The sequence below is a fragment of the Leptospira bouyouniensis genome (assembly GCF_004769525.1).
GTDB classification, from domain to species: domain Bacteria; phylum Spirochaetota; class Leptospiria; order Leptospirales; family Leptospiraceae; genus Leptospira_A; species Leptospira_A bouyouniensis.
This window is the reverse complement of record NZ_RQFT01000012.1, coordinates 514,234-539,825: the sequence shown is the minus strand read 5'-3', so window position 1 is coordinate 539,825 and position 25,592 is coordinate 514,234. Positions and strand designations below refer to the sequence as shown.

The 25,592-nt window shown below is 38.8% G+C and carries 23 protein-coding genes and 1 tRNA gene; 6 read left to right on the top strand and 18 right to left on the bottom strand.

What is annotated here, in order from left to right; genetic code table 11:
• Positions 1-96: 96 nt before the first annotated feature.
• Genes EHQ43_RS16685 through rlmN form a run of 3 tightly spaced genes read right to left on the bottom strand, consistent with a single transcriptional unit; the run spans position 97 to position 3,132 of the window.
• Entirely contained in the window at positions 97-1,803 is a 1,707-nt protein-coding gene (locus tag EHQ43_RS16685; RefSeq protein WP_135771776.1) for an ArnT family glycosyltransferase, read from the bottom strand.
• Positions 1,800-2,087, bottom strand: a complete 288-nt coding sequence (locus tag EHQ43_RS16680; protein WP_135741682.1) for a Cys-rich protein — start codon at positions 2,085-2,087, stop codon at positions 1,800-1,802. The genes EHQ43_RS16685 and EHQ43_RS16680 overlap by 4 nt, the downstream gene beginning before the upstream one ends.
• Positions 2,071-3,132, bottom strand: coding sequence for a 23S rRNA (adenine(2503)-C(2))-methyltransferase RlmN (rlmN, locus tag EHQ43_RS16675; RefSeq protein ID WP_135741681.1), 1,062 nt, complete (start codon positions 3,130-3,132; stop codon positions 2,071-2,073). The genes EHQ43_RS16680 and rlmN overlap by 17 nt, the downstream gene beginning before the upstream one ends.
• 251 nt (positions 3,133-3,383) lie before the next feature.
• Between rlmN and EHQ43_RS16670 the strand changes: the two genes are divergently transcribed.
• Positions 3,384-4,664, top strand: a complete 1,281-nt coding sequence (locus tag EHQ43_RS16670) for a sterol desaturase family protein (RefSeq protein WP_244242864.1) — start codon at positions 3,384-3,386, stop codon at positions 4,662-4,664.
• Here EHQ43_RS16670 and EHQ43_RS16665 read toward each other — a convergent pair.
• Positions 4,648-6,642 (bottom strand): LTA synthase family protein, encoded by a 1,995-nt coding sequence (locus tag EHQ43_RS16665; RefSeq protein ID WP_135771774.1) that lies wholly within the window; start codon positions 6,640-6,642, stop codon positions 4,648-4,650. The genes EHQ43_RS16670 and EHQ43_RS16665 overlap by 17 nt on opposite strands.
• 59 nt (positions 6,643-6,701) lie before the next feature.
• Complete coding sequence (locus EHQ43_RS16660) at positions 6,702-7,946, bottom strand: PQQ-dependent sugar dehydrogenase (RefSeq protein ID WP_135771773.1); 1,245 nt, start codon at positions 7,944-7,946, stop codon at positions 6,702-6,704.
• Between the two features lie 70 nt (positions 7,947-8,016).
• Here EHQ43_RS16660 and EHQ43_RS16655 point away from each other — a divergent pair, with 70 nt between their 5' ends.
• On the top strand, positions 8,017-8,319 hold the full coding sequence (locus tag EHQ43_RS16655) for a transmembrane 220 family protein (RefSeq protein WP_135771772.1): 303 nt from the start codon (positions 8,017-8,019) through the stop codon (positions 8,317-8,319).
• 17 nt (positions 8,320-8,336) lie between these two features.
• Here EHQ43_RS16655 and sufB read toward each other — a convergent pair whose 3' ends face one another.
• The 4 genes from sufB to EHQ43_RS16635 form a co-directional block, all read right to left on the bottom strand.
• On the bottom strand, positions 8,337-9,731 hold the full coding sequence (sufB, locus tag EHQ43_RS16650; RefSeq protein ID WP_135636695.1) for a Fe-S cluster assembly protein SufB: 1,395 nt from the start codon (positions 9,729-9,731) through the stop codon (positions 8,337-8,339).
• 33 nt (positions 9,732-9,764) lie between these two features.
• Positions 9,765-10,358 (bottom strand): peroxiredoxin, encoded by a 594-nt coding sequence (locus EHQ43_RS16645; protein WP_100720598.1) that lies wholly within the window; start codon positions 10,356-10,358, stop codon positions 9,765-9,767.
• A gap of 35 nt (positions 10,359-10,393) precedes the next feature.
• Positions 10,394-11,902 (bottom strand): ATP-binding cassette domain-containing protein, encoded by a 1,509-nt coding sequence (locus tag EHQ43_RS16640; RefSeq protein WP_135771771.1) that lies wholly within the window; start codon positions 11,900-11,902, stop codon positions 10,394-10,396.
• Between the two features lie 243 nt (positions 11,903-12,145).
• Complete coding sequence (locus tag EHQ43_RS16635; protein WP_135771770.1) at positions 12,146-14,656, bottom strand: hypothetical protein; 2,511 nt, start codon at positions 14,654-14,656, stop codon at positions 12,146-12,148.
• 162 nt (positions 14,657-14,818) lie between these two features.
• Between EHQ43_RS16635 and EHQ43_RS16630 the strand changes: the two genes are divergently transcribed.
• Complete coding sequence (locus EHQ43_RS16630) at positions 14,819-15,223, top strand: PaaI family thioesterase (RefSeq protein WP_002973585.1); 405 nt, start codon at positions 14,819-14,821, stop codon at positions 15,221-15,223.
• Positions 15,224-15,227: 4 nt separating this feature from the next.
• Positions 15,228-15,314 (top strand) — tRNA-Leu (locus tag EHQ43_RS16625).
• A 4-nt stretch (positions 15,315-15,318) separates the two neighbouring features.
• Here the strand turns inward: EHQ43_RS16625 and EHQ43_RS16620 are convergent.
• The 7 genes from EHQ43_RS16620 to EHQ43_RS16590 form a co-directional block, all read right to left on the bottom strand.
• Complete coding sequence (locus EHQ43_RS16620) at positions 15,319-16,095, bottom strand: hypothetical protein (RefSeq protein WP_135771769.1); 777 nt, start codon at positions 16,093-16,095, stop codon at positions 15,319-15,321.
• 14 nt (positions 16,096-16,109) lie between these two features.
• Positions 16,110-17,441: an N-acetylmuramoyl-L-alanine amidase CwlD gene (locus tag EHQ43_RS16615; RefSeq protein ID WP_425269661.1), complete on the bottom strand. Its 1,332-nt coding sequence runs from the start codon at positions 17,439-17,441 to the stop codon at positions 16,110-16,112.
• Positions 17,442-17,510: 69 nt separating this feature from the next.
• The gene (locus EHQ43_RS16610) at positions 17,511-18,257 is read right to left on the bottom strand and encodes a hypothetical protein (protein ID WP_135771768.1); all 747 of its coding nucleotides are present in this window, start codon (positions 18,255-18,257) and stop codon (positions 17,511-17,513) included.
• A gap of 66 nt (positions 18,258-18,323) precedes the next feature.
• A complete protein-coding gene (locus EHQ43_RS16605) occupies positions 18,324-18,971 on the bottom strand; it encodes an O-methyltransferase (protein ID WP_135741670.1) in 648 nt (215 codons plus the stop codon).
• Complete coding sequence (locus tag EHQ43_RS16600; RefSeq protein ID WP_135754887.1) at positions 18,968-19,807, bottom strand: MBL fold metallo-hydrolase; 840 nt, start codon at positions 19,805-19,807, stop codon at positions 18,968-18,970. Before EHQ43_RS16600 ends, EHQ43_RS16605 begins: the two co-directional genes overlap by 4 nt.
• The gene (locus EHQ43_RS16595) at positions 19,807-21,207 is read right to left on the bottom strand and encodes a M16 family metallopeptidase (protein ID WP_135771767.1); all 1,401 of its coding nucleotides are present in this window, start codon (positions 21,205-21,207) and stop codon (positions 19,807-19,809) included. The genes EHQ43_RS16600 and EHQ43_RS16595 overlap by 1 nt, the downstream gene beginning before the upstream one ends.
• A gap of 2 nt (positions 21,208-21,209) precedes the next feature.
• On the bottom strand, positions 21,210-22,754 hold the full coding sequence (locus tag EHQ43_RS16590; protein ID WP_135771766.1) for a M16 family metallopeptidase: 1,545 nt from the start codon (positions 22,752-22,754) through the stop codon (positions 21,210-21,212).
• Between the two features lie 21 nt (positions 22,755-22,775).
• Here EHQ43_RS16590 and EHQ43_RS16585 point away from each other — a divergent pair, with 21 nt between their 5' ends.
• Positions 22,776-23,471, top strand: a complete 696-nt coding sequence (locus EHQ43_RS16585; RefSeq protein ID WP_135771765.1) for a hypothetical protein — start codon at positions 22,776-22,778, stop codon at positions 23,469-23,471.
• Positions 23,472-23,918 (top strand): lipoprotein, encoded by a 447-nt coding sequence (locus EHQ43_RS16580; protein ID WP_135771764.1) that lies wholly within the window; start codon positions 23,472-23,474, stop codon positions 23,916-23,918. It begins immediately after the preceding gene.
• Positions 23,919-23,956: 38 nt separating this feature from the next.
• On the opposite strand, the gene mpl17 is transcribed toward EHQ43_RS16580, so the two are convergent.
• Both mpl17 and EHQ43_RS16570 read right to left on the bottom strand, forming a co-directional pair.
• Positions 23,957-24,385 (bottom strand): cell surface protein MPL17, encoded by a 429-nt coding sequence (gene mpl17 / locus EHQ43_RS16575; RefSeq protein WP_135771763.1) that lies wholly within the window; start codon positions 24,383-24,385, stop codon positions 23,957-23,959.
• Positions 24,386-24,396: 11 nt separating this feature from the next.
• A complete protein-coding gene (locus EHQ43_RS16570; protein WP_135754976.1) occupies positions 24,397-25,554 on the bottom strand; it encodes a DNA methyltransferase in 1,158 nt (385 codons plus the stop codon).
• Between the last annotated feature and the right edge of the window lie 38 nt (positions 25,555-25,592).

Here is a 25,592-nt window from a genome sequence, read left to right as displayed (position 1 = left end):
ATTCAGAATTTTACACGAAGCGAATTCACCAAAAAAAAAGGCCCTGACTTTGACATCGAAGGGCCCTAAAAACCAGACTTACACAATTTAGCCTAGTTATACTTTCGAGTTTTTAGAAGATTTCCCCTGCATTTTTTTCACCCAAACCAAAGAAATTTTCTTCGTCACAAGGTTTCTTGTCTCTTTTTTGAGGAAAGCGATGGTAGGAGTCGCTACTTTAAAGGAATCTTTCTCTAAAACGGGTATGATTTGGTATTCGGCACCGACCATTTCCTGCAGCTGCGCCAATTTTTCGGAAGGCAAAATCATCAGACGTTCTGGTTTTTCAGACCACAATTTATCTAACTTTTCCTTATCATAGATATTGCGAAAATTTCGTTCCGCATAAAACCCATAAGACCTTTTTGAATTCGACATCCAAAATGTATATAAGACGGTATCTTCTGGTTCCAATTCTTTAATTTTAGCGCCGAATTCGCGAGAAGGTTGGAAACTTGTGAGCAGTGGATAAAACTGCAAACTGATGGCACTAAAAAACAAAGTTGCCCCAACAAGTGTGACAAGGATTTCCAATGGAATGAGTTGTGCTGATAATAGGATAAATAAAATCCCAATCGCACCAAATACATAATACAAAATTCCCACTTCAGAAACAAATACTGGGAATAAAAAATAACCCACTAAGTAGACAAGACCTGCAATGAGAAAGGATGGCCGCAGTCTTGCGACATTAGATTTAAATAAACTCTCTTCCATGATTTTGCCAAAATACAAGGCAGCCGCTGGTAATACCCAATACGTATATTGCGGGAGTGGATATCTAGAGAAAGAGATGAGAAACAAAAAGAGAAAGACCCAAAATGGTATCACAAAGTCGATCTCTTTGTATTCATTGGCTCGTATCTTCCTTATGATTTCCTTCCAACCAAGTGACTTTACATATTGGTAAGAATGGAAAATCAGATAGATGACCATGGGAACAAGCCCACTGAAGAATGCCCATGAGAAAGATTTATAAAAATAAAATGGATCAAACTTAATGTCGTACATCTCACGGTAGAAACGACCAAAGGATTGGATCCATAAAAAGAAAACAGGACCGTATGAATTGAAATTTTGGTATAAAAAGTAACACCAAAGTGCCGGCAATGAAATGAGGACAAAGATCCCAGTGGGAATTCTCATTGAGAGTAAAAGTTTCCAATCTCTCCTGAATAAAATATCTCCTCCAATGGAAATCGCAGGAATCACAACGGAAATCGGACCTTTTGTGATAAAACCCATAGACATCATAAGATACATCAGGTAAAAATAATTTGGATTTTGTTTTCTACCTAAATAATAAAAATGATAGGTGAATACTAAGTATGCTGTGAGATACACATCAATTTTGGGATCCACAATCATTGCATACACACCAGGAGCGAGTAAATATGCAATTGATGCAAGATAACCTTGTCTTTCTTTTCCACCAGTTAAAATTGTGATGCGGTAAATGGAATAAACAGATAACAAACTTAAAAAAATCGCTGGGATTCGAAAGGCTATGTTGTTTATCCCAAAAAAGAAAAATGAAGTCGCAATCGTCCAAAAGGTTAAGATGGGTTTATCCAAATACCTTCTTCCATTATCGATAAGTGTGAAAAAATCATTGGATAAAACCAATTCACGGCTGATCCCTGCATACTGTGCACTATCAATATCAATCACATCCAAAGGTAATGTGAAAAGGATTGGGAGTGATGCCAATAGTAACAAAATTCGATAAAAAATTCGTTCCGATTGAGTGAGTGAATCTTTCATTCAAAAGTACCAATTTGGACAAGGCATTGTCCGAAGCCCTTACAAGAGTTTGGTTCTTGGTCAAAACACTGTAAAATATCACTATTGTGTGTTGTACAACCATCCATACATTGGATACGTCCTGTTCGTTTCACGTCAGGTGCGAGCGTGAGTTTGAGTTCCTCTTCTGTACAAGAGACAAATTTTTCACATGCTAATTGGCATTTTTGTTCTACAATGTCTTGGCAGTTGTAGAAACTGAGAGCCAAAAACAAAACCAATATCCACTTATTTTGTTGTTTCACTTCGAATTCCTTTCAGAGCTAACATTCCACAAGCGCCATTGATATCCCTTCCAGGACTACGACGATTGAGAATGGGTGCCGTTGTTTTTGCTTTGAGATGCATTACAAATTCTTTGACTTCATCATCGGTGGGTCTGCGCCATCCCGTAAAATCCGTGTTCAGCGGGATTACATTGATCTTACATTTATTCACAGACCTTGCAATTTTTGCGAGCCTTTCCGCATTGTCTCTGCCCATATTCACATCAGGGATCATTACATATTCAAAGGTAATGGCACGATCCAGTTCTTTTGTGAAACGTTTGGCACTCTCAATGAGTTTATCCAAAGGGTGTTTATCATTTACATCCATAACAGAAGAACGTGCATTGGGGTTTGGGTGGTTGAGAGAGATTGCAAAATTAAATGGTTCTTTGTTTTCAATGAATCGATTGATTCCTGTGGTAACCCCTGCAGTTGAAATGGTGATTCGAAGACCTCCAAGTCCAAATGCATCCTTGTCTCGTAAGATATGAGCTGCCTTCATCACAGAGAAATAATTGTGCATTGGCTCGCCCATTCCCATAAATACAATGTTTGTTGCACGGTCCCCAACGAGGCGTTCCACCTGTAAAACTTGGTCTAGGATTTGCCAAGTATGTAAATTGCCTTTGTATTCCAAAAGGCCAGTGGCACAAAATTTACAATTGAGGGTACAACCAATTTGAGAGGAGATACAAATCGTTTTTCGACCACCATCTCCCGAAGGAATCCATACGGCTTCGATCTCTTTATTTTCCCCTACATAGAAGGTAAATTTCCTTGTTCCATCTTCTTTGGAAACCAAATCCCTTCCGATTTCAATTTCTGGGTATAGGGTGTGTGCTTTTAATTTTTCCCTAACTTCTTTGGAGAGAGTTGTGAACTGATCAATTGTCGTATAACGACTCTTATAAATTCCCGTATAAATTTGTGCAGCTCGGTATTTTTCTAGACCTAAGGAAACACATATCTCTTCTAGTTCTTTTTTGGTTTTCCCTTTGAGAACAGGTATTTCCTCTTTCATTGCGTAGGTCCTTTCACCATTAGCCAATCTTTTCTTTGCCACCTTACGGGACAAGAAATTACACTCTTTCTAAATGTCTTACTCCAAAAAGACCAATAGAACAAGTCTAAATTCATAGAATCGTCACAAACAAGGAAGTTTCCTTGGGGAAATGGACATTGACTTAGTGGACATGATTCAAAAGCCTAGTCACTAGTGAGGAAAATAAACGCATGAATAGCGATGCCTTTATGGAATACGCCTTTATCGTCATGGTCGCACTGATCGGGATTGAAATTTTTGTTTCTTATATGAAGGGCAAAGAGTTTTACCGTTTGAATGTTCTCATCGCTGATGTGAGCACAGGTGTGATCTTTGCACTTGTTGGAGTGGTCATCCTAATCGGAGCCCTCTATGTCTATGATATTGTCGAAAAGAATTATTCTTTATCTGCCCTTGGTTATCATTTTTTTCCATTAGAAAGTCCCTTCCAGTTTTCACCTAATTTTGTCGTGAATTGGCATGCTTTTGGTGCTTGGACATTTTCTGTGGTATTTGCTGATTTTATCTATTACTGGTTCCATAGACATTGTCATGAAATCAATTTGTTTTGGGCCACACATGTCACCCACCATTCCACACAAGAAATGAACCTTTCTGTCGCTTTCCGCGGGAACGGATTACAAAGGATTTTCGAATACATGTATTTTTTGGCGATGGCACTCCTTGGAATTCCATGGGCGATGTTTTTACTAAGCCACAGGATCTTAAAAGTATACCAATTTGTCGTCCACACTCGTTTTATCGGAAAACTTGGTTTTCTAGAAGAGTTTATGGTGACTCCATCCAACCACAGAGTCCACCACGGAACCCAAAGGAAATACCTCGATCGTAACCATGGTGGTATATTTATTATTTGGGATCGGATGTTTGGATCTTTTGAATGGGAAACCGACGAACCAATTTATGGATTAACAAAACCAGTCAATTCCTTTAACCCGATTACTGTCAACTTACACGTGTTTAAAGATATGCTCTTTCAAATCTTCAAATGTAAGTCGATTGGTGATATTTTTAAAACCATATTTGGGCCTCCGGGTTGGAAACCTACTTACTTACAAACGCCTGATGATGTATTTAAAGAACCAGCATATACGGAAAAGTATGATCCAAAACCACCAATGGGTGTGATGGTATATGTGGCGCTGCAAGCAGCAGTACTCATGGCAGTGGGACTTGTGATTTGGAAAGTAGCTAAAATCAATTTAGAACAAGACATGACAACCCTTGCCATCCTCTCAGCAGTCATTATCTTTAGTTTGTTTTCCATTGATCGGACCATGGAGATGAAACGTTGGTCAAGACGAACCGAAGTGGTGCGTAATGTTCTGTTTATTATTGCTTTTGTTTTGACACTAGTGTATTCCAATATTCCGAATATTGCAATGTTTGCCATCCCTCTCATTGGCCTTTCGTTTGTGTCCTTATTATGGATCATCCTCAAACGAAAGACTTTCTTCGATTTGACTAATATTTCTAATACTTGGTATTAGATTTTAATTCTTTAAGAGCGGACTCTGAAGGGAACAATTTGTTCGACTTCAGTAGTTCGTCTCCTAAATTCAAATATGCTTTTGTTTTCTCCGCATGTTTTTTGCATAAATTCAAATCTTTATAACAAAGTCCAAGGTCAACAAATGGTTCTTTGATGGTTTTGGTTTCCCCTTGCCCACCTGCGACAGATTGATAGTATAATAAATCATCTTCTATCCAACCAAAAATATTTCCATACGCAAAATACGCAGAAGATCCCTTTACTTTGCGAAGGTCTCGGCCCATGACACTGAAGTATACTTCCCTTTCCATAAACCCAAGGATCGTGGGGATCAGATCAAGTTGTGATGTGACGTCCTCTCTTAACTCAGGTTTGATTTTTCCTGGAGCATAAATAAGGAGTGGCACGTTTCTATCCTCATAATAATTGAGAAAGCGGTGGTGGCTATGGTCAGATACAAAAAAGAAAATAGTGTCTTTAAAGTAGGGAGCTTTTTTGGCTTTTTCCATATACTCTGCAAGTGCAAAGTCAGCATAATGTAAAACATTCAAGTATTCACTATCTTGGGTGTCTTTCCCAAACAATCTGTATTTTTCATCAGGGACTTTGTACGGATAATGCGTGGTTCCCGTATGGATCACCGAAATAATTGGTTTTTCTGGACTTACATTTAACAGGCGTTTGTGCATCGCATCCAGTGATGCTTCGTCTAAGTAACTCCATGGCCCTGTTTTATACTCTGGATTTTTTTCTAAGTCTTGTTTGCCAACAAGAGTATCAAAACCCCAATGGTACATGATACTGCCCTTGTTATTGAAGCTTAAGTCAGTACCTGTGACAAAAAGAGTTTGGTATCCGATTGTTTTTGCAATATTCCCAAGTCCCGAAAACCGGTTGAGGATTTGGGGTGTGCGAACTGCTGTAAGGCCTGGTCTGTCTGGGATTCCTCCTATAAGGGCCATTAGTCCATTGGTTGTCCTTCCCCCACTGGCAAAAAAATGTTTAAAGAACATTCCTTGGCGGATGAGTTGGTTGAAGTAAGGTGTGACCACTTTCCCTTCGACTTTTCCCGTTCCTATGATATCAATGAATTTTCCAGTCCATCCCTCGAGCACTACAACAACGATATGAGGGAGTTGTTTCCCCGAGCTAACAGTTGTTTTTCGTAGAAGTGGGTATTCTTCACTTACAAATTCGGCACCAGAATAAGCGACTTCCTTTCGAACTAAGGAGGTAGCTTCTTCTAATTTCATAAAATGGCGGTCATCCACCTTTGTCATCTTTAAGTCAGTGATGACGGTAAACCCAGGGTTTAACACCAAATCATTGATTATTGTTTCTTTTGTGATAATGGCATCACTAGTTCTGAGAGGGCTTGTTTGTACCCCTCCTCGGATTCCAAGTATAAGAAAGGCAAGGACGAGTAAAAATTGCAGACCTGCCCATTTATAATGTAGGTTCACGTGTGAGTATGGGAATTTAGATTGTATTTTATAAATTCCGAAACCAATACCTGCGATCACAAGTAAGCCGAGTAAAAACAATAATGGGTTTTGTGAGAATGCTGATCCCACAAGAGGCAACATTTCAAAACCTAGGTAAGCAAATGCCTCATATCCCAAGTGTTTGTTCCCATTCTCATAGTAGATCAAATCTGCGATGAGTAAAAACAATAAGAGGATAATAAAAACAACAGGGATTGTCCTCCAAACTGCTCTGTACCACTTGTTTCGATTTAAAAAATGGAGTGAGGAATATACTAAACTAAATCCAAGTAACACACATAATACGGAAAGGTCAAACCTTGCCCCTTTTACAAATGCTTTCAGAATGATCCAAGAGGATTTGTCATGTATACGATAGGAATACATCAAAAAGAATGCGGCACGATAGATAGTTAAAAAAACGATTCCAAGACCAGCAAGTAAGAGATGGAATCGAATGTAAAAAGGTATCTGAGAGAAGAATTTTTTCATAAATGAATCTACTTTAAAATTTGCAACAATTGAATTGGTTTGATTCCAAATGCAATTGTTTACGGTTTTCCTAATTTGTAAATGGTTCCTGTTTGGTAATCGGCAACAAAGATTTCACCGTCACTGTCCTGACCAAAACTCGGAATCAGGATGTTCCACTTTCCAAGAGAAATGATTTCCGTACTTTTGTTATTTTCTCCAGATTTTGGAAGGTCAATCGCCCATATTTTCCCCTGGATAAAATCACCAAACACGTATTTGCCTTTTAACTCTGGAATCGAAGATCCTGTGTAAACATACCCACCTGTAATTGACTGACCTTCATCCCTTCCATATTCATAAAATGGAGGTTGGTAAAGAGTAGGATTACAACCATCTGTAAAACAATGAAACCCTTCTGTTTGGTTCCATCCGTAATTTTTTCCAGATAAAATGATGTCTACTTCTTCGTAAGCATCTTGCCCTACATCAGCAGCGATCAAACGACCGTCAGGCGAGAAACTCATCTTCCAAGGATTCCGAATCCCATAGGCAAATATTTCAGGCAAAAACCCTTGTTTTCCGATGAAAGGATTGTCCTTAGGAATGGAATACGGTTTTTTCCCATTAGGATCAGGGACAGGTGATATCCTTAAAATAGAACCAAGGAGAGTGTTTGGATTTTGTCCGTTATTTTTTGGATCCGCTCGCCATCCACCGTCGCCAAGTCCAATGTACAAATGCCCATCAGGTCCAAAACTAATTTGTCCCCCGTTATGGTTCGGATAGGGTTGTTCTAACTCGAGTAACACTCGTTCGTTTTTTAAAACCATTTTCTCGAAGGAACTTGGATTTTCAACTTCCCATTCCGCAATCACTGTCATATCTCGATTTGACGAATTGATGACAGTGTGTGTATAAACCTTAGGTTCTTTGGGATACTTGGGATGGAAGGTAAAACCAAGAAGACCCTCTTCACTATCTGTGATTACCTTAAAAGACTTTAACACTCGTTTGGTCTTCTGTTCTCGATCAAACAAAATGAGGTCCCCAGCCTTTTCCAAGACAAACAAAAAGGGACTATCTCCCGGCGGGAATTGGATATCAGTTGGTTCCTTTACTTTGACTACTTCCTGAAGGGAAATTGTGAGTTGTTTCCGTTTGGCATCGGGTCCAATAAAGATTGGTTTACTGCCCAATACTTTGCCATCGGTCTCATACTTTTTGTTGAATGTTTTTAAGATCTTACGACCAAAATCATCACAGGCAAGGGAAGAAAGGGAAAAGGAAAGAAGGGAAAAAATAACAATGATTTGGATTTTCATACAACGTCTTCTTGTCATAGGATAATTCGCTTGGATTTGTACCCGCAATCAAAAAACTTTGGAAACTGTGATGAAACTTTTCTCTTTAGTCTCGATTCCTCTATTCCTTTTGTTTGCGTATCTGCAACTGAACGATCCAGATCCCTATTTATGGTTTCCGATTTATGCCATAGTCGCAATCCTTGCTGGTATTCGTTTTTTCCGTCGATTGCCAAAATGGATTGGGTATACCATTATCCCATTGTATCTTGTCCTATCTGTTTACTATGCAACAGAGGCTCCCTACTTTGGAATGGAAGTGGAGGAAGTGAGAGAATCCCTTGGGCTTCTGATTGCCGCATCCGCCGTTTGGGTTTTTGTTTTTAAAAAATAAATCGAAGTTTTGAAAACTTATGTTTCGGCGATGACTTTCCCATCTTCTAAGATCATACGGATGAGTTTTGTCATCTCCACTGAGTATTCAACATCTAAGTGTTTGGTGACACCTTCACAGAACCCATTGATAATGAGAAGTTTTGCATCGTCTTCCGACATCCCACGAGACTGTAAGTAAAACAATTGGTCATCGTCAATTTTGGAAACAGTAGCCTCGTAGTTCAGAGTTCCCTCTTCGCCAGATACATCATTATATGGATAGGCATGCGATTGGGAACGATTGTCCATCATAAGCCCATCACATTTGATATGGCTATACGATCCTTTGCTAGAAGGTTCAAACTTCACGAGACCTCGATAGGAATTGATCCCACCGTCAAGGGCTACCCCTTTTGCTAAGATATTAGATCTTGTGTTTTTACCCACGTGGATGATACGAGCTCCTGTATCTTGCACTTGGCCATTGCCCGCAAAGGCTAAGGAAAGTACATCCCCTGTGGAATGGTCCCCTTGTAAAATGATCCCTGGGTACTTGATGGTATTGGCACCGATGTTACAATCTGTCCATGTGATGTGAGCTGCTTCCTCGCAGATACCACGTTTCACGGTCCAGTTGTACATATTTTTTTTCCAGTTTTGGATGGTCGTATAAAAGATTTTAGAATTCTTTTTGGCGACTAGTTCCACAACTGCTGTATGGAAATTGGTCCCTTTATCTTGGACAGAGGTGCAACCTTCACTATATTCCAAATGGGCACCTTCATCAGCAATGAGAAGTGTTCGTTCATATTGTCCGGAACTTGCGGCTGTTACTTTAAAATATGCCTGCAGTGGCATTGGAGTTTTGACTCCTTTTGGAATGTATGCAAACGAACCACCACTAAAAACACAAGAATTAAGAGCTGAAAATTTATTATCACCAATTGTGACCACGGTTCCCAAATACTCACGGACAAGTTCTGGGTATTCACGGATGGCAGTATCAATGTCACAGAAAATGATCCCTAAATCAGTGAGTTCTTTTTTAACATTGGCATAAATGGTTTCGGAATCGTTCATGGTTTCGATTCCTGCTAAGTATTTGCGCTCGTGTTCAGGGATTCCTAATTTTTCAAAACTACGTAAAATTTCAGGATCCACTTCGTCCCAAGATTTTTTCTTTTTTTGATTGGAACCTACATAATGGACATAGTCATCAATGTTGATTTGAAACTGTGGGATAAAACCCCAAGTAGGCATTGGTTTTTGTTCATACACCTCAAATGCTTTGAGACGAAACTCAGCAAGCCAACTCGGTTCATTTTTAATATGGGAGATGGACTCTACAACCTTACGTGTCAAACCCTTGGGAAAATTATTTGCTTGGTAAAATTCGACATTCGGTTTTTCTATGTTTGTTGTAGATTCCATTGGTTCTCCCATTCTCTATTCGAGAAAGTTCAATTAATTGACAGAAGCGAAGTAAGCTTTTGATCCAGTAGGATCTGCTTTCATCGTTTTTTTACCTTCATCCCAGTTCGCAGGACAAACTTCACCGTGTTTTTCCACAAATTGGAAAGCTTTGATGAGTCTGAGTGCTTCTTCAATGTTACGTCCTACTGGAAGGTCGTTAACAGTTGCTTGGCGGATCACGCCTTGTGGGTCGATGATGAAAGTTCCGCGTAACGCAACTCCCGCATCAGGACCAGACTCAATGAGAACACCAAAAGACTTTGCGATTTCTTTTGTTTTGTCCGCGATGAGTGGGTATTTGATCTCTCCAATACCACCTTCTTTTTTAGGCGTTTTTTTCCAAGCTAAGTGTGAAAATTCGCTATCAACTGATACACCCAAAACTTCGGCTCCGATCTTTTTAAAATCTTCGAGTTTTGCGTCGTATTCAATGATCTCTGTTGGACATACAAATGTAAAATCAAGTGGATAGAAAAAGAGTACCACCCATTTTCCCTTGTAATCAGATAATTTGATTTCTTTGAAACTGTCCCCGATCACTGCGGTTGCTTTAAAATCAGGGGCATGTGATGTCACTTGTGGCATAATGTCACTCCTTAGAATTATTCTAAGTACAGTCCTTAGATTCTGTCTAGATGTTTTTGTGTGAGCCGGAAGTTTTCCAAAACCCACTCTTCACGAGCCAATGTTTTGACGAAGGTTGCATCATGACTGACAAAGACAAGTGCAGACTGAGTTCCTTGCAATGAGTGCTCTAAAGCTTCTACAGATTTTAAATCCAAATGGTTTGTTGGTTCGTCTAAGAGGATCACGTCCGCTTTGGTTTCGATTTGCATCGCAAGTGCTAATTTTTTCCCTTCTCCAGGACTTAAGGCCTCTGACTCTAAAAATCGTTTGGGATCACTTCCCAATCGATGGACAATCGCAAGTAATTCTGCTTGTTCCTTCTCAGAGAAAGATCGGAACTTTTGGAGTAAGGCAGTGAGTTCTCGTTTTGAAAATTCTTGAGGAAGATAAACCGATGTAATTTGTTTATCTTCAAAACTTTCCAAAAGATACCGTAACAAACTCGACTTCCCTGAACCGTTCGCACCTGTGATGGCAATCCTTGCATAGGATCCAATTTTTAAAGGAAACTGCAATTCTAAAGATAAAAAAGGTAAAACCAAACTTTCTGCATCATATTGAAACAAATGGTTTCGTTTTGTTAGGTGGTTATGCCATTGGATACCGATGGTTTCTTTCTCTGGCAATGTTTCCCAAGTTAGTTTTTCTTTTTCAGCACTTCTCTCAGTCCTTCGTTCGATTTGGTTTTTCAAACGGCCAGCCACACCATCCTTTCCAGAAACGCGAACTAAATCTTTTTTGGCCCTACCATCATGGTCATGGAGATCCAATCCTTTTTTAGACCTTTTCTTGTGGGAAAGACTTGCTTCTTCTCTTCTACGTTTCCATTCCTTCTCCAATTTTTTCCTTTCTACTTTAGCGGATTGCCATTCGCGAATCCTTGTTTGAGCTTCCCTATCTCTTTCCCGTTTTCCTTCCGAATAATTCCCAGGCCTCTGCTCGATAAAATTTTTTTCTAAAAAAACACAGGAAGTAGTCAGCTCATCTAACAAGGACCTGTCGTGGCTAATTAAGATTCCAATCCCTTTATATGCCAAAATGGCCTGGCGTAAAATCATTTGGCTTTTGGCATCCAGATGATTCGTCGGTTCATCAAGGATCAGAACCTCAGGTTCTTTCGATAGTATATGGGAAAGGAGAAGTTTACGTTTTTCGCCAAAACTCAATGTATGGTATTCTTCGACTGAATGTATTTTGATTTGCAATCGACTTTTCCAAAAACCTGTTTCTTTGGTATCATCGTTTAAAAATTCACTCAGTTCCTTCTGTTCCAATTCTGTGCCTTGGGCTAGATACAAAACATGGATTGCACCTTCGATTTTGCCTTGGTCTAAGCTCAGTTCACGTAAAAGGATTTTGGCAAGTGTTGTCTTACCACTACCATTTCTGCCAACGATCCCAGTCCATCCGGGTGAGAAGTGGACAGTTAAGTTTTCAAAGATTGGTGTAGATTGAGTATCGTAACGAAAGGTTCCGTTTTGGATGCGAAGGGATTTGGACATATAACTGCTCCTAAAAGTTTCCATTGGAAAACGGTAAGCAAGTCTTGTCCCAGTTTGAATAAGAGAAGTGGAAATAGTGATATTTTGTTTTTTGCTTACCTAGTATGGATTTGTAAGTCTCATCGGAGTGCCCTCTCTAGCCAATGTTAGACTGGAATGATTACCAAAGTTGTCAAGAATAAGTTAAAATTGAAACTCCTTTGAGCCATAGACAAAAGATTTAAGCATTACTTTACAAAGAGATTAGTTCCCTTTTGCCATGAGGAATTTTTCCATAAACTCAGTGATATCACGGATGTTACGGTTGATCATCTTACGTAGTTCTGGTGGGATATTTTGTGATTTGATGACGCGGTAATAATTGAGTGCATTTTTTAACATCTTTCGACGGGCAAACTCTTGTGCCTTCATGAGCATTGGTTTGTATTTATAATAAGAATATTCCATAATGGAATAATTTTTAGACAACCGAAACGCATGTGGGATTTTTCCAAAATCATATGTCAGAGTTAAAAATGGTGCATCATCGGCTTCTGGTGGTTTTAATTCCAAAACTCCGTGGATGATTTTTTCAGGCTCATCTTCTGTGGCCTTCTCTGCCATCTCATCGAGCGGCATAGGAGATTCTTCTTCTGCAATCTCTCCCAAGTCCCCATCGACAATTTCAATATCAGGCCCATCTACATCTTCGAAGGAAGGACCTTCTTTTGCCTCGGCCTCTTCTTTTAATTTCCGATCTCGGAATACTTCGTCTGCATCAGGCAAACCGATTTTGATATCATCCGCAACAAGTGGTCTGTTTGTTAACTCCACTTGGATGGGCAAATCCGTTTCAATAATTGTTTCCGACTTATGTTTATTAGGATCAACTGATTCAGGGAGTTCAACCTTAGAAGATATCAACTCATCAGTTTGTGGGTCTACTGGATCCGGGAGTTCTAATTCTTTTCGTAAGGAATCCGTTGCCTCTTGGAACCAGTTTGGTTCTTCGTCGGAAACCTTCCTTTCATTCGGATGGAGTAGAGGTTCCTTTTCATCTCGTCGAATGTCATTCGGATCTGGTAAACCAATCGATTCTAAATCCCAAGACTCTGGTAACTTTAAGTTTGGTTGTTCAGGAAAATAAGGTTTAAGTAAATCGTTAAGGGAAGCTTCTTCCCCTTTTGCTTCAAATTCTTTTGCCTTTTTTTCTAACTTTTGAAGGGCTTGGTTTTTTAAGAACTCTTCTCTTTCTTTGAATCGATCTCGTTTACGACGATCTTCACCAGAACGTCTATCCTTTCTGCCAGCTAAATTGGTCCTACGGTCAGGGTTTTTCCTTCGTTCTTCGCCAGACCTTCTATCAACAAGAGGAAGGTCTTTGAATTGTTTCCAATCATTGGAAAAAAATGTATCTTCAGGTAAATCAAGTTCCGAAACATCTTTTTTAGAGATCTGCTCCGCTAACTCTTGTAAATCGAAAGGTTTTCGTTCTTCTTCTGTCCTTTGTTTACTTTCTGGTGGGACAAAAAATGGTCCGACAATTCCAGATCCACTTGGAGGAACTTGCATTCCAGGGGCCGAGGGTGTGAGGGCACCTGCCGTCAAACCTTCGTTTAACGATTGTAAGAGTTGGTCCTGGTTTTGAATCTGCGCTGGATTTAAACTTTGTGGTGGTGGGCTTCCCTGTAAAAACTGATATACAATGGGGTGAACGAGTTGGTTTCCACCTTCCACAGTTTGGTTGATTTGAGGACCACCTGAAGATTGAGTTTCCCGATTCTCTTTTGGAAGAGGTGGTGGAGGGAAGTCACCGATATTTTGAGGTTGTGGAAACTGTGCATCTTTCTGAAGGTTTGGAAAGTTAGGTGGTTGTGAGTTTTGTGCAAATTGGATGGCACGTGCAATTGATTCTGCAAATAGTTCTGAAACCTCTTTTAAGGCATGCACCAAATCACTTAGATCTTTATCTGGTGTTTCGCCACTGCCAGGAGGTTTTGGTTTCCCTTTTGGTAGGGGATCTTTCCCTTTTTTTCCGCTATCCTTGTTCGGATCGTCAGGACTCTTTGCAGGATTGTCTTCTAAAAACTCTTCTAAATCCTGGATGTTCTTTTTGATTTTTTCTTTGATCCCAGGATCTGGGATTCGATTTCCCGTTCGTTCAAAGATTTCAATCGCTTCTTCCACTTGTTCCGCTTCCACCAGTGCTTCCGCATTGAGAAGTGGTCTTCTGTGAAATGAATACTTTGAATTTTTAGAAATGATATCATCAGCTGAAAAACTAATTTCCGGATTTTCTCTTCTTGGCCTTTGAGGAGAACTTTCAGAATCTACAGATTCTTCTCCAAAATCACCTAATGGAAGTTCGCTTAAAGATTTGGGTGGTTTTTGTTTTTCCCGTTTCCTTCGAGATGGATTTTTGGACTCTTCACCACCTAACGATGGCTCTCCATCTTCCTCATCCATTTCTGGTAACTCGGAAAGTTTATCTGATAAAGATTTTGTTTTTGTTTTAGGAGACTTTGGTTCTGTTTGGAATCCAAGTTCTTCTCCCCTTCCTTTTTTGGGACTCGGATCCCGCGAAGACCTGCCGCCGCCACCACTTCGTTTTGGTTCTGGAGGATTTGTTTCGTCACCTTGTCTTTGTTTGAGTCTACGTTTTTGTCTCTGACTTAGATCGGAAGTTGGCCCACCACTCCCTTCACCCCGGGCGATCTCATCGAGATCGGCGCCGGTTCCAGAGAGACCGAGTAACATCATAAGGGTGGTTAACATAGAAGGGTTCTACTCTTTATTTTCGAGGATTAGAGAGCTGGTATTTAAGAAATAACGAAAGAATATTCGTTTTCCAAGCTTTTTACGAAGCTTTTGGGACCAAACTGACCGCAAGTTCTTTTTCTGCTTGACACAAGAGAAATTCTTGCGTTCCATGGTGGCATGAAATCCGTTGCGAAAAAAAATCTCAGCTTTGCCTCCTCACCGGACAATGCAGACGGGTTGCAGTTAAAAATCACATTTGACGAAGACACAAAAACTGCCTTCGGTGATTACACCTGCCCCGAAAAATACCAGGGTTTACCGGATCAAATCCACCCAGGAATTATTTCTACCATCTTAGATGAGATCATGGTAAAGATCAACGAAGCGATGAATTTCGAAACCACAACAGGGGAACTCACAATCAGATTCCTACAACCTGCTAAGGTGAATGAACCTCTCCATTTACGTGGATGGTTTGTGAAAAAGAATAAAAAAATCATCGAAAACCGTGCTGAAATCGAAAATGAGATCGGCAAAATAGTGGCCCGCGGAAAAGGTAAATATATCGAAGCTGAAGACTGATAATGCCGATGTGGTGGAATTGGTAGACGCAGTGGATTCAAAATCCACCGATGGTAACATCATGCCGGTTCGATTCCGGCCATCGGTACCAAAAGTTATTTAGTTCGAAACCTCTCACAAGCAGTTTGATAAAAGTTTTCTTCAATTTTATCAATCGCTTGTAAGACGAGGGAAATTTCTTCCTTCGTCATCATATCAAAAATTTTCCTTCCCTCTTTCAAAATTGAAACCCCAAGAGAGATTCCATTTTTATCATCAGTTGTATAAAGGGAGGATTTTGATTCCATTCTCACTAAAATATCTTCCATAATGAGGATGATTTTTCGAACAAGTTCTTTGTCAGAAAAAATTCCGAAGAGAGCACCTACATCATTTCTGAATGCATCTGCTTTTGATTTTTCAACGGATGATATCAATTTCTCCATTGCTTCTCGTGATTCCAAAAACTCTTTAGGATTTTCTTTTGCATCGAGAGCCAATACCAACTCTTCTTCGAAACTATGGGCTGTCACATAAGAATGGAGAGCTGAGAGACCTGCCTTCAATGCCATGGGAAAATGTTTCCCAAATCGAAAAATGGACATAGCCAAATTTCCAAGGATCCCCCAAATTTTAGAAGGGTGATTTACGAAACCAGATAACGCGTCAAAGGCGGCATCAAGTTTTTTCCTTTTTTCATAATTTGGATATAAGTATTCTAGAAAAAAATCTAGCAGTTCGTGAATGGTCTTTTCAGGAATGGACAAAAACTCAGGGTATTGTTTTAAGTTTTCTTTAGAATACCGAAATACCAAGGACTTCTGGTACATAGAGATAAAGGCAGGGAATAAAGGATGGTTTAATACTTTGGAAGTTTCTTTTTTTGGTTTCATCTGAAATTAAATTCCTAGATCACTTCATCAAAATATGTTTCATACCGTTCCCAATTTACTTTTTTACCTTTCGGAGTATATGGTAAGTTTGAATTTTTTTTCAATTCCAACCCAACAAACAAGGAATAGATGCCAACCGCGAGCGAAATGGCAGTTTCCTTTTTGTTTTGAATGAGGTATTTCATATCACGGCTGCGGTTGACATATCCAATTTCAATAAACGCACAAAGCGCATTTGTATAGGTAGGCAAACTATAGGTGGAAATATATGGCTTTTGGATAGGTCCAAGTTCTGGGTAGGGAGACTCTTTACTTTTAAGTTGGACTGGTAACCCATACTGGACAAAACGCATGAGTTCTCTCGTCACGTAATGGTTGTCACCACCAAACCCTTCTCTTCCGCCTTCTCGCCTCCACTCTTCTTTTTTACCCATTTCCCTTTCAAAAAAACGACCGCTTGGTTCAAATTCATCATGTGATTTAGCATATGGACCTTTTTTTCCGATATTTTTTTCCCAATTGGGATCATCGGCATATTTCCAACTAATCATATTTTGGCGGTAACCTTCAAACTTAGTGAGATCCGCTTCTTTCCCATTTTTTTTGGACCAATACCCGTGGAAATAAATCCATGCATCGGCAGTTGCGTTTTCTAATTTACTCCATCCAGATTGGAATACGAGCCAATCCGACCAAGGTCCATTCAGAAAACCATTTGGTGACTTCTCTTTGTTCGAAATTTTTTTTAAGAGCGAAAAGGTTTTGTAACCTGGAGTGAGGACGGCGGCCATTCCCCCCTTTTGGCCTTTGCTTGCAGGATTTAGGTGAAGGGATAAAACCAAATGAGGTTTGATTTCATTGATTTTAGAGAGTCTACCTTTTTTTCTCACCGATGTTTTTGGATCTGGAAAATCATATAAACGGTAAGGGGCATTCGGGTCGTCCGAAGCTGGATCATCATCAAATGAAGTTTCTCTTGTTAGGTGGCTTAAAAATCTTACCCGAGTGAATTCATTTTTTTTTGAAAAAAGTTTTAAATACGCTTCGAATTCTTTCCAACCTTGTTCTGTTTCGGTTAACTTAAGAATTTTATGAACTTCTTTTGCTAGGTCAAGGACTACTTTCCGTTCTGTGATACTCCCGTGTTCGGTTCCTTGTTTGTAGGTTTCCAAATACGTTTGGGTGACACTATCATACTTATCCCCATGTTGAGTTTTCGGATCTTTTGCCACTCCGCCATGGCCTGGATCAATCACAATGCGGAAATTTGGTTCTGCCGCAAGAGAAAGTACGTTCGCACATAAACATGTGACAATAAATAAAGTAAAAAAGTTAGTTGGGATCAAAGGAAATAAAAACACGCTTCTGCCATTCTCCGCCCTTATCTGAGCGGAGAAAAGAAAAGTTTCATTCGATTATTTTGTGTTTTGGCTCACAATATGATTTTTATTATCAGCAAGATCTTTTGCATATTTATCAGTGATCGCTTTTTTGTCTGTTTCCTGTTCTTTGAAATCAGTTAAGATTTTGATTCCATAATCTTTTGCAATGCGGTAGTGAACGATTGCATCATAAAAACGATCATCTCTTGTCATGTCAGTCGCAAGACCTAATTGGCTGTAGGCTATGCGCAATTTTTGTTGTGCTTCAGCAATCTCTCTGTACGGAACTACAGGTTTTGCCCCTTCAGTGGAAGTATCCACAAGTTGTGCTTGTTCTTGGCCTGTGATGGTATCTGCACATTCTGCGAGTAAATTTTGTGTTTTGGTATCATAACTCTTCGCAAATTTTCCAAGTAAAGTGGCGATGTCTTTTTCGAGTGCTACCATCGCTTTTCCTGATGCAATGTATGCCCTTCGGTAATAATAACGTAAAACCAATTGGTAGTCTTTTTTGATTTTTTCTAAAGCTGTTTTGGAATCAGGGACTTCGTCACCAAAGTTTGCAGTAACAATGGTTAACAATTTGATCGAGTTGATTACTCGGTCTTTGTTGTTCTCAGAAATGTTTTTGTATTGTTTGCGCTCTAAGTTGGTACCTTGGTCCAATTTGTCTAATTCTTCAATGGATTCCTTTCCTTTTTCGGGAGCACCTGATTCTTGTGCTGTGATCGAGAGGCCAAACAAACAAATGGAAAGAATCAAAAAACTTTTTTTTAACACGAAACGTTTCTCCTTAAACCAAGGAGCAGAATACACCAAAAGAACCAGGTTTGACTACTATTTTTTCTACTTCCGGAAAAAGAGTAAACCGTCGCCCACAGGATACAAAGTATATTCCGAAACTTGGGATTTCACCTCATTCCAAAGTTCCATCACGGCCATATCGGAAGGTTTTTTTGGATCGGGATTTAAAACTCTGCCATGCCAAAGGACATTATCAAAAACAAAACAGGAACCTTTCTTGGCTTTCGGCCAGAGAGTACGAAAGATGGTTGGGTAGGTGATTTTATCGCAATCCACAAAGAAAAAATCCGTATCCAACCACAAATTTTCATCTAAAAGATATTCCAAAACGGATGCAGTTACTCGAGTAACATCGATTTGGTTTTCTAGTCCCATTTTTTTTGTATAAATATCTAGCGCTTTTGCTTGTTCCTCATGCCGGTCAACGGTCGTTATTTTTGAAAATTTAGATCCAATTGCCATCCAAAGAGTTGAATACCCAAGTCCTGTTCCCAATTCTAAAATGGTTTTAGGGGAGATAAAGGAAACTAATTGTGATAAAACTCCCCCTGTTGCGGCTGTTACGATGGGAATGTTTTTTTCTTTAGCATAGGATTCCATTTCCGAAAAAACAGTATTAGGTTTGTATACTAACTCCGAATCGATGAATGGTTCAAGTCCTTCCACATAAATACTAGGTCTTGGTTTCATGATTTTGGAGGTAAAAATAAAGAGATTCGATCTTTTAATATCGGAGGAACTTTTTTGCGCAATAGATCATTTAACTCACGATAGCTGTAACGTTTCGATGGATGAATGAGAACAATCGCTTCGTTTTCAAAAGAAGAAGCATGTTCTGCGATTTCATCAAAATGAGTATGGCCCCATTCCCTCGCTCGGCTAACATCCCTTTTCTCACAATAATACGTACATTCCATAAAAAGGATCTTACTTTTTCTTACGTCTTCGTTTTCCAAAACATATTCAATTTTAGAATCACCTGAAAAGGAAACCAGAGGAGATGCAATCTCTTCGGTTGGATCAATTCCTTTTTCTTTTGATTTTCGGATTTCCTCCGAACTTAAGGTTGAAAACTCTTTCTTTAACTTCCGTTTGGTTTCGTAAACTGTATACCCTTGTGATGGTACTCTGTGGAAACTTTGTAAGGGTTTAAAAAAATAACCTGGTTTTAGTTCTACACGGTCACCAAATTCAAGACCTATGAGTTCACATTCATAATCAAACTCTTCTATCTCGGAATACAGTTTTAAAATTTGTGAAAGTTTTGGCTCGAGTGCTTTAGGAACATATATCTTGGGAATCGGGAGTTTACGTAAACTTCTTTGGGACACATAATAAGGAATCCCACAGGAATGGTCTAAGTGAGCATGTGATAAAAGGATTTTACCAATGTGAATTTTGTCTGGATTGATAAACCCAAAATCAAACATAAAATCAAGTGAAGGACAGATGATCGATGTACGAATCCCTCCTTCGGATATTCCTTCAAATTTGGTTCCTTTGTATTCAAAACTTGCTGTTAACATCAATCTTCCGGTTGGATCAGTTTCACAGAACCCTTCCAAAAATTTTCTAAGGTTTTGGGACCAACAATCGTTGTGATCATTTTATCGGACTGGAAATACAGTTGTCCGACTCTCTTCAAATCGGCTAGGGTTACCTTATCAATTTCTTTACGGAAATTCTGCAAATACCCTTCAGGCATTTTGTGATCTCGCCTTCTCACTTCGCTTGCAAGTGTCCGTTTATCATCTTCAAATTGAAAAACAAACGTATTGATGATGGCATTTTTGGCTCGCACAAGTTCTTCTTCTGTTAGTGAATCGATGAGTTTTGGTTGGATGAGTTCCTTCATCAGATCCAAAACCTCTTTCGCTGATTCTGATTTTGTCATAGCAAAAAAAGTAATCGTGCCATACGTCTCTTGGAATTCGGTAAAACTCCCAGCAGAATATGCCAATCCCCTGTTATTTCGAATTTCCCTCATGTAGTATGAGTTAAAGCCTCCACCACCAATGATATAGTTAAGAACCTGAATGGCATAAAAATCAGGATGGTTGTGTTCCGGTAACACTCCTGACATTGCAATATAGGACTGTGTGACATCTTTTTCCACAAGACGGATTTGTTTTCCCACTTTGGAAACATTGGCACTTAATGTGCTTGGTGTGATCACTTCGTTTGCAGATGAATTTGTCTTTTCTAATTTGGGAAAAAACGACTCCCATGATGAAAGATCGTAATCACCCGTGATGAGTAATCGCCTTTTTGGCGCAGACAGAATTTCCTTTTGGAATCCTAAAAGTTCTTCTATTTGGATTCGATCCAAATTTGCCTTAGTCATGGAAATACCGGCAATCGTTCCCTGGAACATGACTTCTCTTATTTTTCTTTTTGCAAGGGAAGTGACATTATCATTACGACGATTGATTTCTTCAGTCAATTTTCCCTTCGTGATGGAAACAAGTCCGGCATCTAAATTTGGTTTTTCAAAAAACGATTTGAGAATGGGTAAAACAATCGGTTCGGTTTTCTTTAAGTATGCGATGGTAAAAATCGTTTTTTCATAATCAACGGATACAGAAAAGGAAGCGCCGTAAAATTCCAAAGATTCTAAAAATTTTTCTTTTGGATAAAGAGAAGATCCTGAAAGTTCCCAACTATCTTCCAATAAGCGAGCAATTTCTGTAGATCTATTTCCTAAATTCTTTTTGCCATGGTAAATTAAGATATCTGCATATACAATAGGAAACTCAGAATTTTTTAAGGAAAATATTTCCACTCCACTTGTATTTGTAGTGGAAGAAATATTCGGTACTTCAAATTCCAAAGGAGCAAACTGTATGTCTTTTACAAATTCGCCCATTTCTCTTGAAAATAATGGGTCAAGGCAAAGAAAGAGTATTACGATTAGAATGCGTTTCATTATTATTTTTTCCTTACGTCCTCGAGTACACCAATGACAACTAAATCTTTAGTGAGATACTTTGGAATTAGTGATTGGATATCACTACTTGAGGTATTCATTATTGTTTGGTATTGGTTAAAAAGGCCACTCCAGTCACCATATAACAGTTGGTAATAACTAAGCAAATCGGCAATGGCTCCATTTTGGTCTAAAGTTTTCATAAAATCGGAAACCATTTGATTTTTAACCTTTTCCAATTCTTCTTTTGGTATCCCTTGTTCTTTGATACGATAAATTTCTTCCCAGATGATGGCCTCAATTTTATTTGGGTCCACTCCTTCATTGGGATTTATAAAGAATATAAAATAGTTTTTGTATCGTTCTCCTGGGTATCCGTTCACAGCTCCAATACTTAGTACTAATTTCTCTTCCAAAACCAATCGTTTGTAAAGTCGTGACCCAGTACCAGAAGTTAAGATACTTGATAAAACATCGAAGCTTGCATTGTCTTTATGAGGGTATGGCGGTTTGATCCAACCCATCATCATTTGGCTTGCCGATGGATGTTTTACTTTGAATCGTTTTTCACCTGGGAATGATTTTTCTTCAATTTTATAGGGTGGTCTTTCTTTGCCGGCTTTCAGATCTGAAAAATATTTCCGAATGATCGCTTCCGTTTCTACCATATCAAATTGACCCACGATGGAAATCACCATACGGTTCGGTGTATAATGTTTTTGGAAAAATGCTTTTGTTTCCTCAATTTTTAAATATGGAATTTCTGCGGAATAACCAATCACTGGTTTTCTATAAGGATGGCTTTCAAATGCAGTGGAAAAAAACTTTTCGCGTAGGACTGCCCCACCTACATCATCTGTTCTCATCCTACGTTCTTCGATGACGACATCACGTTCTGTATAATACTCTCGTAAGATGGGATTTTTTAAACGATCCGATTCTATTTTTGCCCAAATTTCAATTCGATTATTGGGAAGTTGGATTTGGTAATTAGTTACATCTTGAGACGTATATGCATTAAATCCAACTTCTCCATTTTGTTCATAAATATATGAATCTTCGTTTTTTACGATGAACTCATCTTGTAATTGGATTAAGTTTTTCAACCTTCTGTTTAAGGTTTCGATTTCCTCTTCTAAGGCTTTGGGGACAACTTCTCCTCGAGTGAATAAATCCCGGCGTTTTAATTTCAAATCGTCAAGTTCTGTCCCCCACACTTCGATTTGTTTTTGGTATTTTTCTTCTTTTTGGTAATCGATCGTTCCTACCGATTTGGTTCCTTTGAATAACATGTGTTCTAAAAGATGAGCCGTACCTGCTTCTTCTGGTGTTTCATCTACAGCTCCAACTAAAAACTTGATATAAAGGGCAACTGTCGGAGAGGTGCCACGTTTCATCATCACAACGGTGAGTCCATTTTCCAAACGGATGGTTTTGATTTTTTCTCGGAATTGAGACTCGGAAGTGCCAAAAAATGCATCTTCTGAGAAGACAGGTAAAAATTGTAGGAAGAAACAAAGGAAAAAGATTCGTAATTTCGACATCATCTACTAGTCTTGAAGTTGGAAATGGTTCGTAAACTTCTAATTTTAACTCTCTTTTGTTCCTGCCGCCTCTTTACTATCGCAGATCCCAATTATGTGGAACGTGCCTTACAAAATGAAACAGACGAAGGATTTATCTCAAGAGAGTTCTTCCAAATCAAAGTAGATATCCCTGTGACCTATCGTGAAATTTCGGGAAAGGAAAGAAGAGAGGATTGTAAAAAAAGAGCCTTCGTCGAAAGGGAAAATCTTTCACTCCCCTATCTTTTAAAAATCCAAAGACAAAAGCACAAGTTTGGTGACGGAATCGATTCCTATCTTACCAGTTTGGAAGGAAAGGACAGACAAACTAGACTGATAAACAATGCGCCACAATTTCCAAGCACAATTGGAACGGGTACAACAACAACGCAGACACAAGGCACTACAACCCAGAACCCTCAAGGAACGCAAGGTATGACTACAAACCAAACAACGATTGATCCAAGTGGGTTGCCGAACCAAAAACAGAACCTAGACGAAGTTAGGGGGAATCCCCAAAACAGAAAAGAGAGTGATCGTGAAAATCTCCACAATTTTGCTTGGTTTTTCGACAATTTAATTCTCTATAAAGAAGATTATTCTGACCTAACAAAATGTGCTTTCCTATTTCGAAATATCCAACCTAAATTAATGGAACGTGTTGAGAAAACACCGATCTCAGAACCTAGGAAACCATAGATGAACAAACAACTTACCATTGCATTCTTTGCACTCTTTCTCGCTTTCACTCTAACCCAATGTAAGTCTAAGGAAATCAAAGAAACCAAAGAAGTAAAAGAAACAATCGAAACCAAACCAGAAGAAACGGAATTAGTGATTGAATTCACGAAAGCCAAAGAAGGTTTTTTATCTGAAAGTTTATTCCAAGTTGCAGTCTCAAGTGTGTTGCCCACTGAAAAAGAAAGAGAAGAAGAAGCAAAGACCATTGCCGAACAAAAATCTCTCAATCTTTTAAAAACTTATACAATTCCAAATCTATCGGATAAAGGGAAAAAAGAACTACGGGAGATATCGAAAGAAGGAAAAATTGTAAACAAAAACGTTTCCATCGGCGGTAGGTATTTTTTTCTATACCAAATCCAAAAACCCAACTTAAAACGTCTAGTGACGAAAGACTTAGAGTGATGTGTTTAAATTCATCACTCGTATGAATTTTAATTGCTCTAAATCGAAAACGACTTACTGATTTTAGCTGGAATACAAATATTCTTCACAAAATTACAGTAAAACAACTTTCCTTCCATTTGTAATTTCCCTTTCCCTTCTACTTGGAAGGTTAAGGGTTTTACATATTCAAAGTATTCTATCTTTTTTGGATGCGTCGGACCATTTAACTTTAAGTCAGCACTCGTCACTTTCAATCCATCAGAACCAGATAAAAATATTCGGTGAGGTGCCTCAATTTGGAACCCAAAATCTCTTGGTAAGTACAACTCTAATGCAAACTTTCCCTTTCCCTTTTCTTTGATTGTCACCTCAATAGGATGGGATGTAATCGACTCTCCTGCTTGGATCTCTTTGGATTCGTTACAACTGGTAAATCCTAAACCCAAAACAGAAGACAACAGAAATAAAATCAAATACGGCTTCATAATCTTTAGACTTACAAAACCTTTCTAAGAACTACACATCGATTCGAATTTGTTCCTTTTTCATTATTGGAAACTTGCCAACAATTTGAAAGTTTTGTAAAACTTTGGGTATGGACATAGGTTTTATTCCAAACAAGTCCTGTACCTTCTGCCATACGAACCACATCTTCATCCAAATAAAGAATCGAATTTCCTTTTTTCACTTCTCCAACTTCCATTACCATATACGCGCCTTTTTTTAGAACACGTGCAGACTCTTTTAATGTGGAGCGAATGAATTCATTCCAATCGTTGATATTACTAAAAATACTTAGTTTTCGATCCTTCGATTTTTTGATGTCTAAAAACCAGTGTCGTAACCAATTGTCTCCCTCATAATCCACTTTATCTAAAAATGGTGGAGACGTTACAATTAGGTCGACTGATTCAGTTTCCACATTGGGAACAGAATTAGCAGAATTTAGAGAGTAAATGTTATTCTTAGAAAACTCGTGGTAAAAAGGTGGGATAGGCAATGCCAAATCACGTTTCATCTTTTGTAAGATTCTTGGTTTGATGGGTCGGTATTCTGGTGTGACACCTCGTTTCAAGTTATTCTTAGCCTGGGCTTCAGGTGGAATTGAAACTTGAGGAAAGGTATAAACTGAAAAAAATCCAGTGCTATGACCGTGTAACCGTGACAAAGCGATGAGAGAAATAAATTTCATTTCTACCGAGTCATCAATTGCCATATAATGTTTAAGATTTTTGATTTCTTTTAACGTTCGTGGGTGAAAAAAAGGAAGTAAATATACATCAAAAGGATCATCTTCTACTTCTTTATCCAAATCCAATAAATTTAGCTTCTTTTCTAAATCCACAAATTTCGGAACATATTGCCTTGCACTCGCAAGAAAAATCGATAATGGATGAATGTCATTGTGAATTGCAGCATGACCTTCAATATTTGCTTGAATTGCAGTTGTCCCACGACCACCAAACGGATCATAAACGACTCGATTTTTCTTTTTTAAAAATTCCTTCATAAAAAAAGAAGGAAGCTCTGGTTTGAATGATGCTCTATAACTAACGGTATGATGGATTGGATGGCCTTGTCTTTGTTTCGCCGTCCAAAATTCACCAAATACGATTTTATCGGAATCCTTAAGTAATCTGCCTGCTCCTGCCATCCTTTGCAAAAGCCTCCTCTTTCTTTCTTAAAAGATCG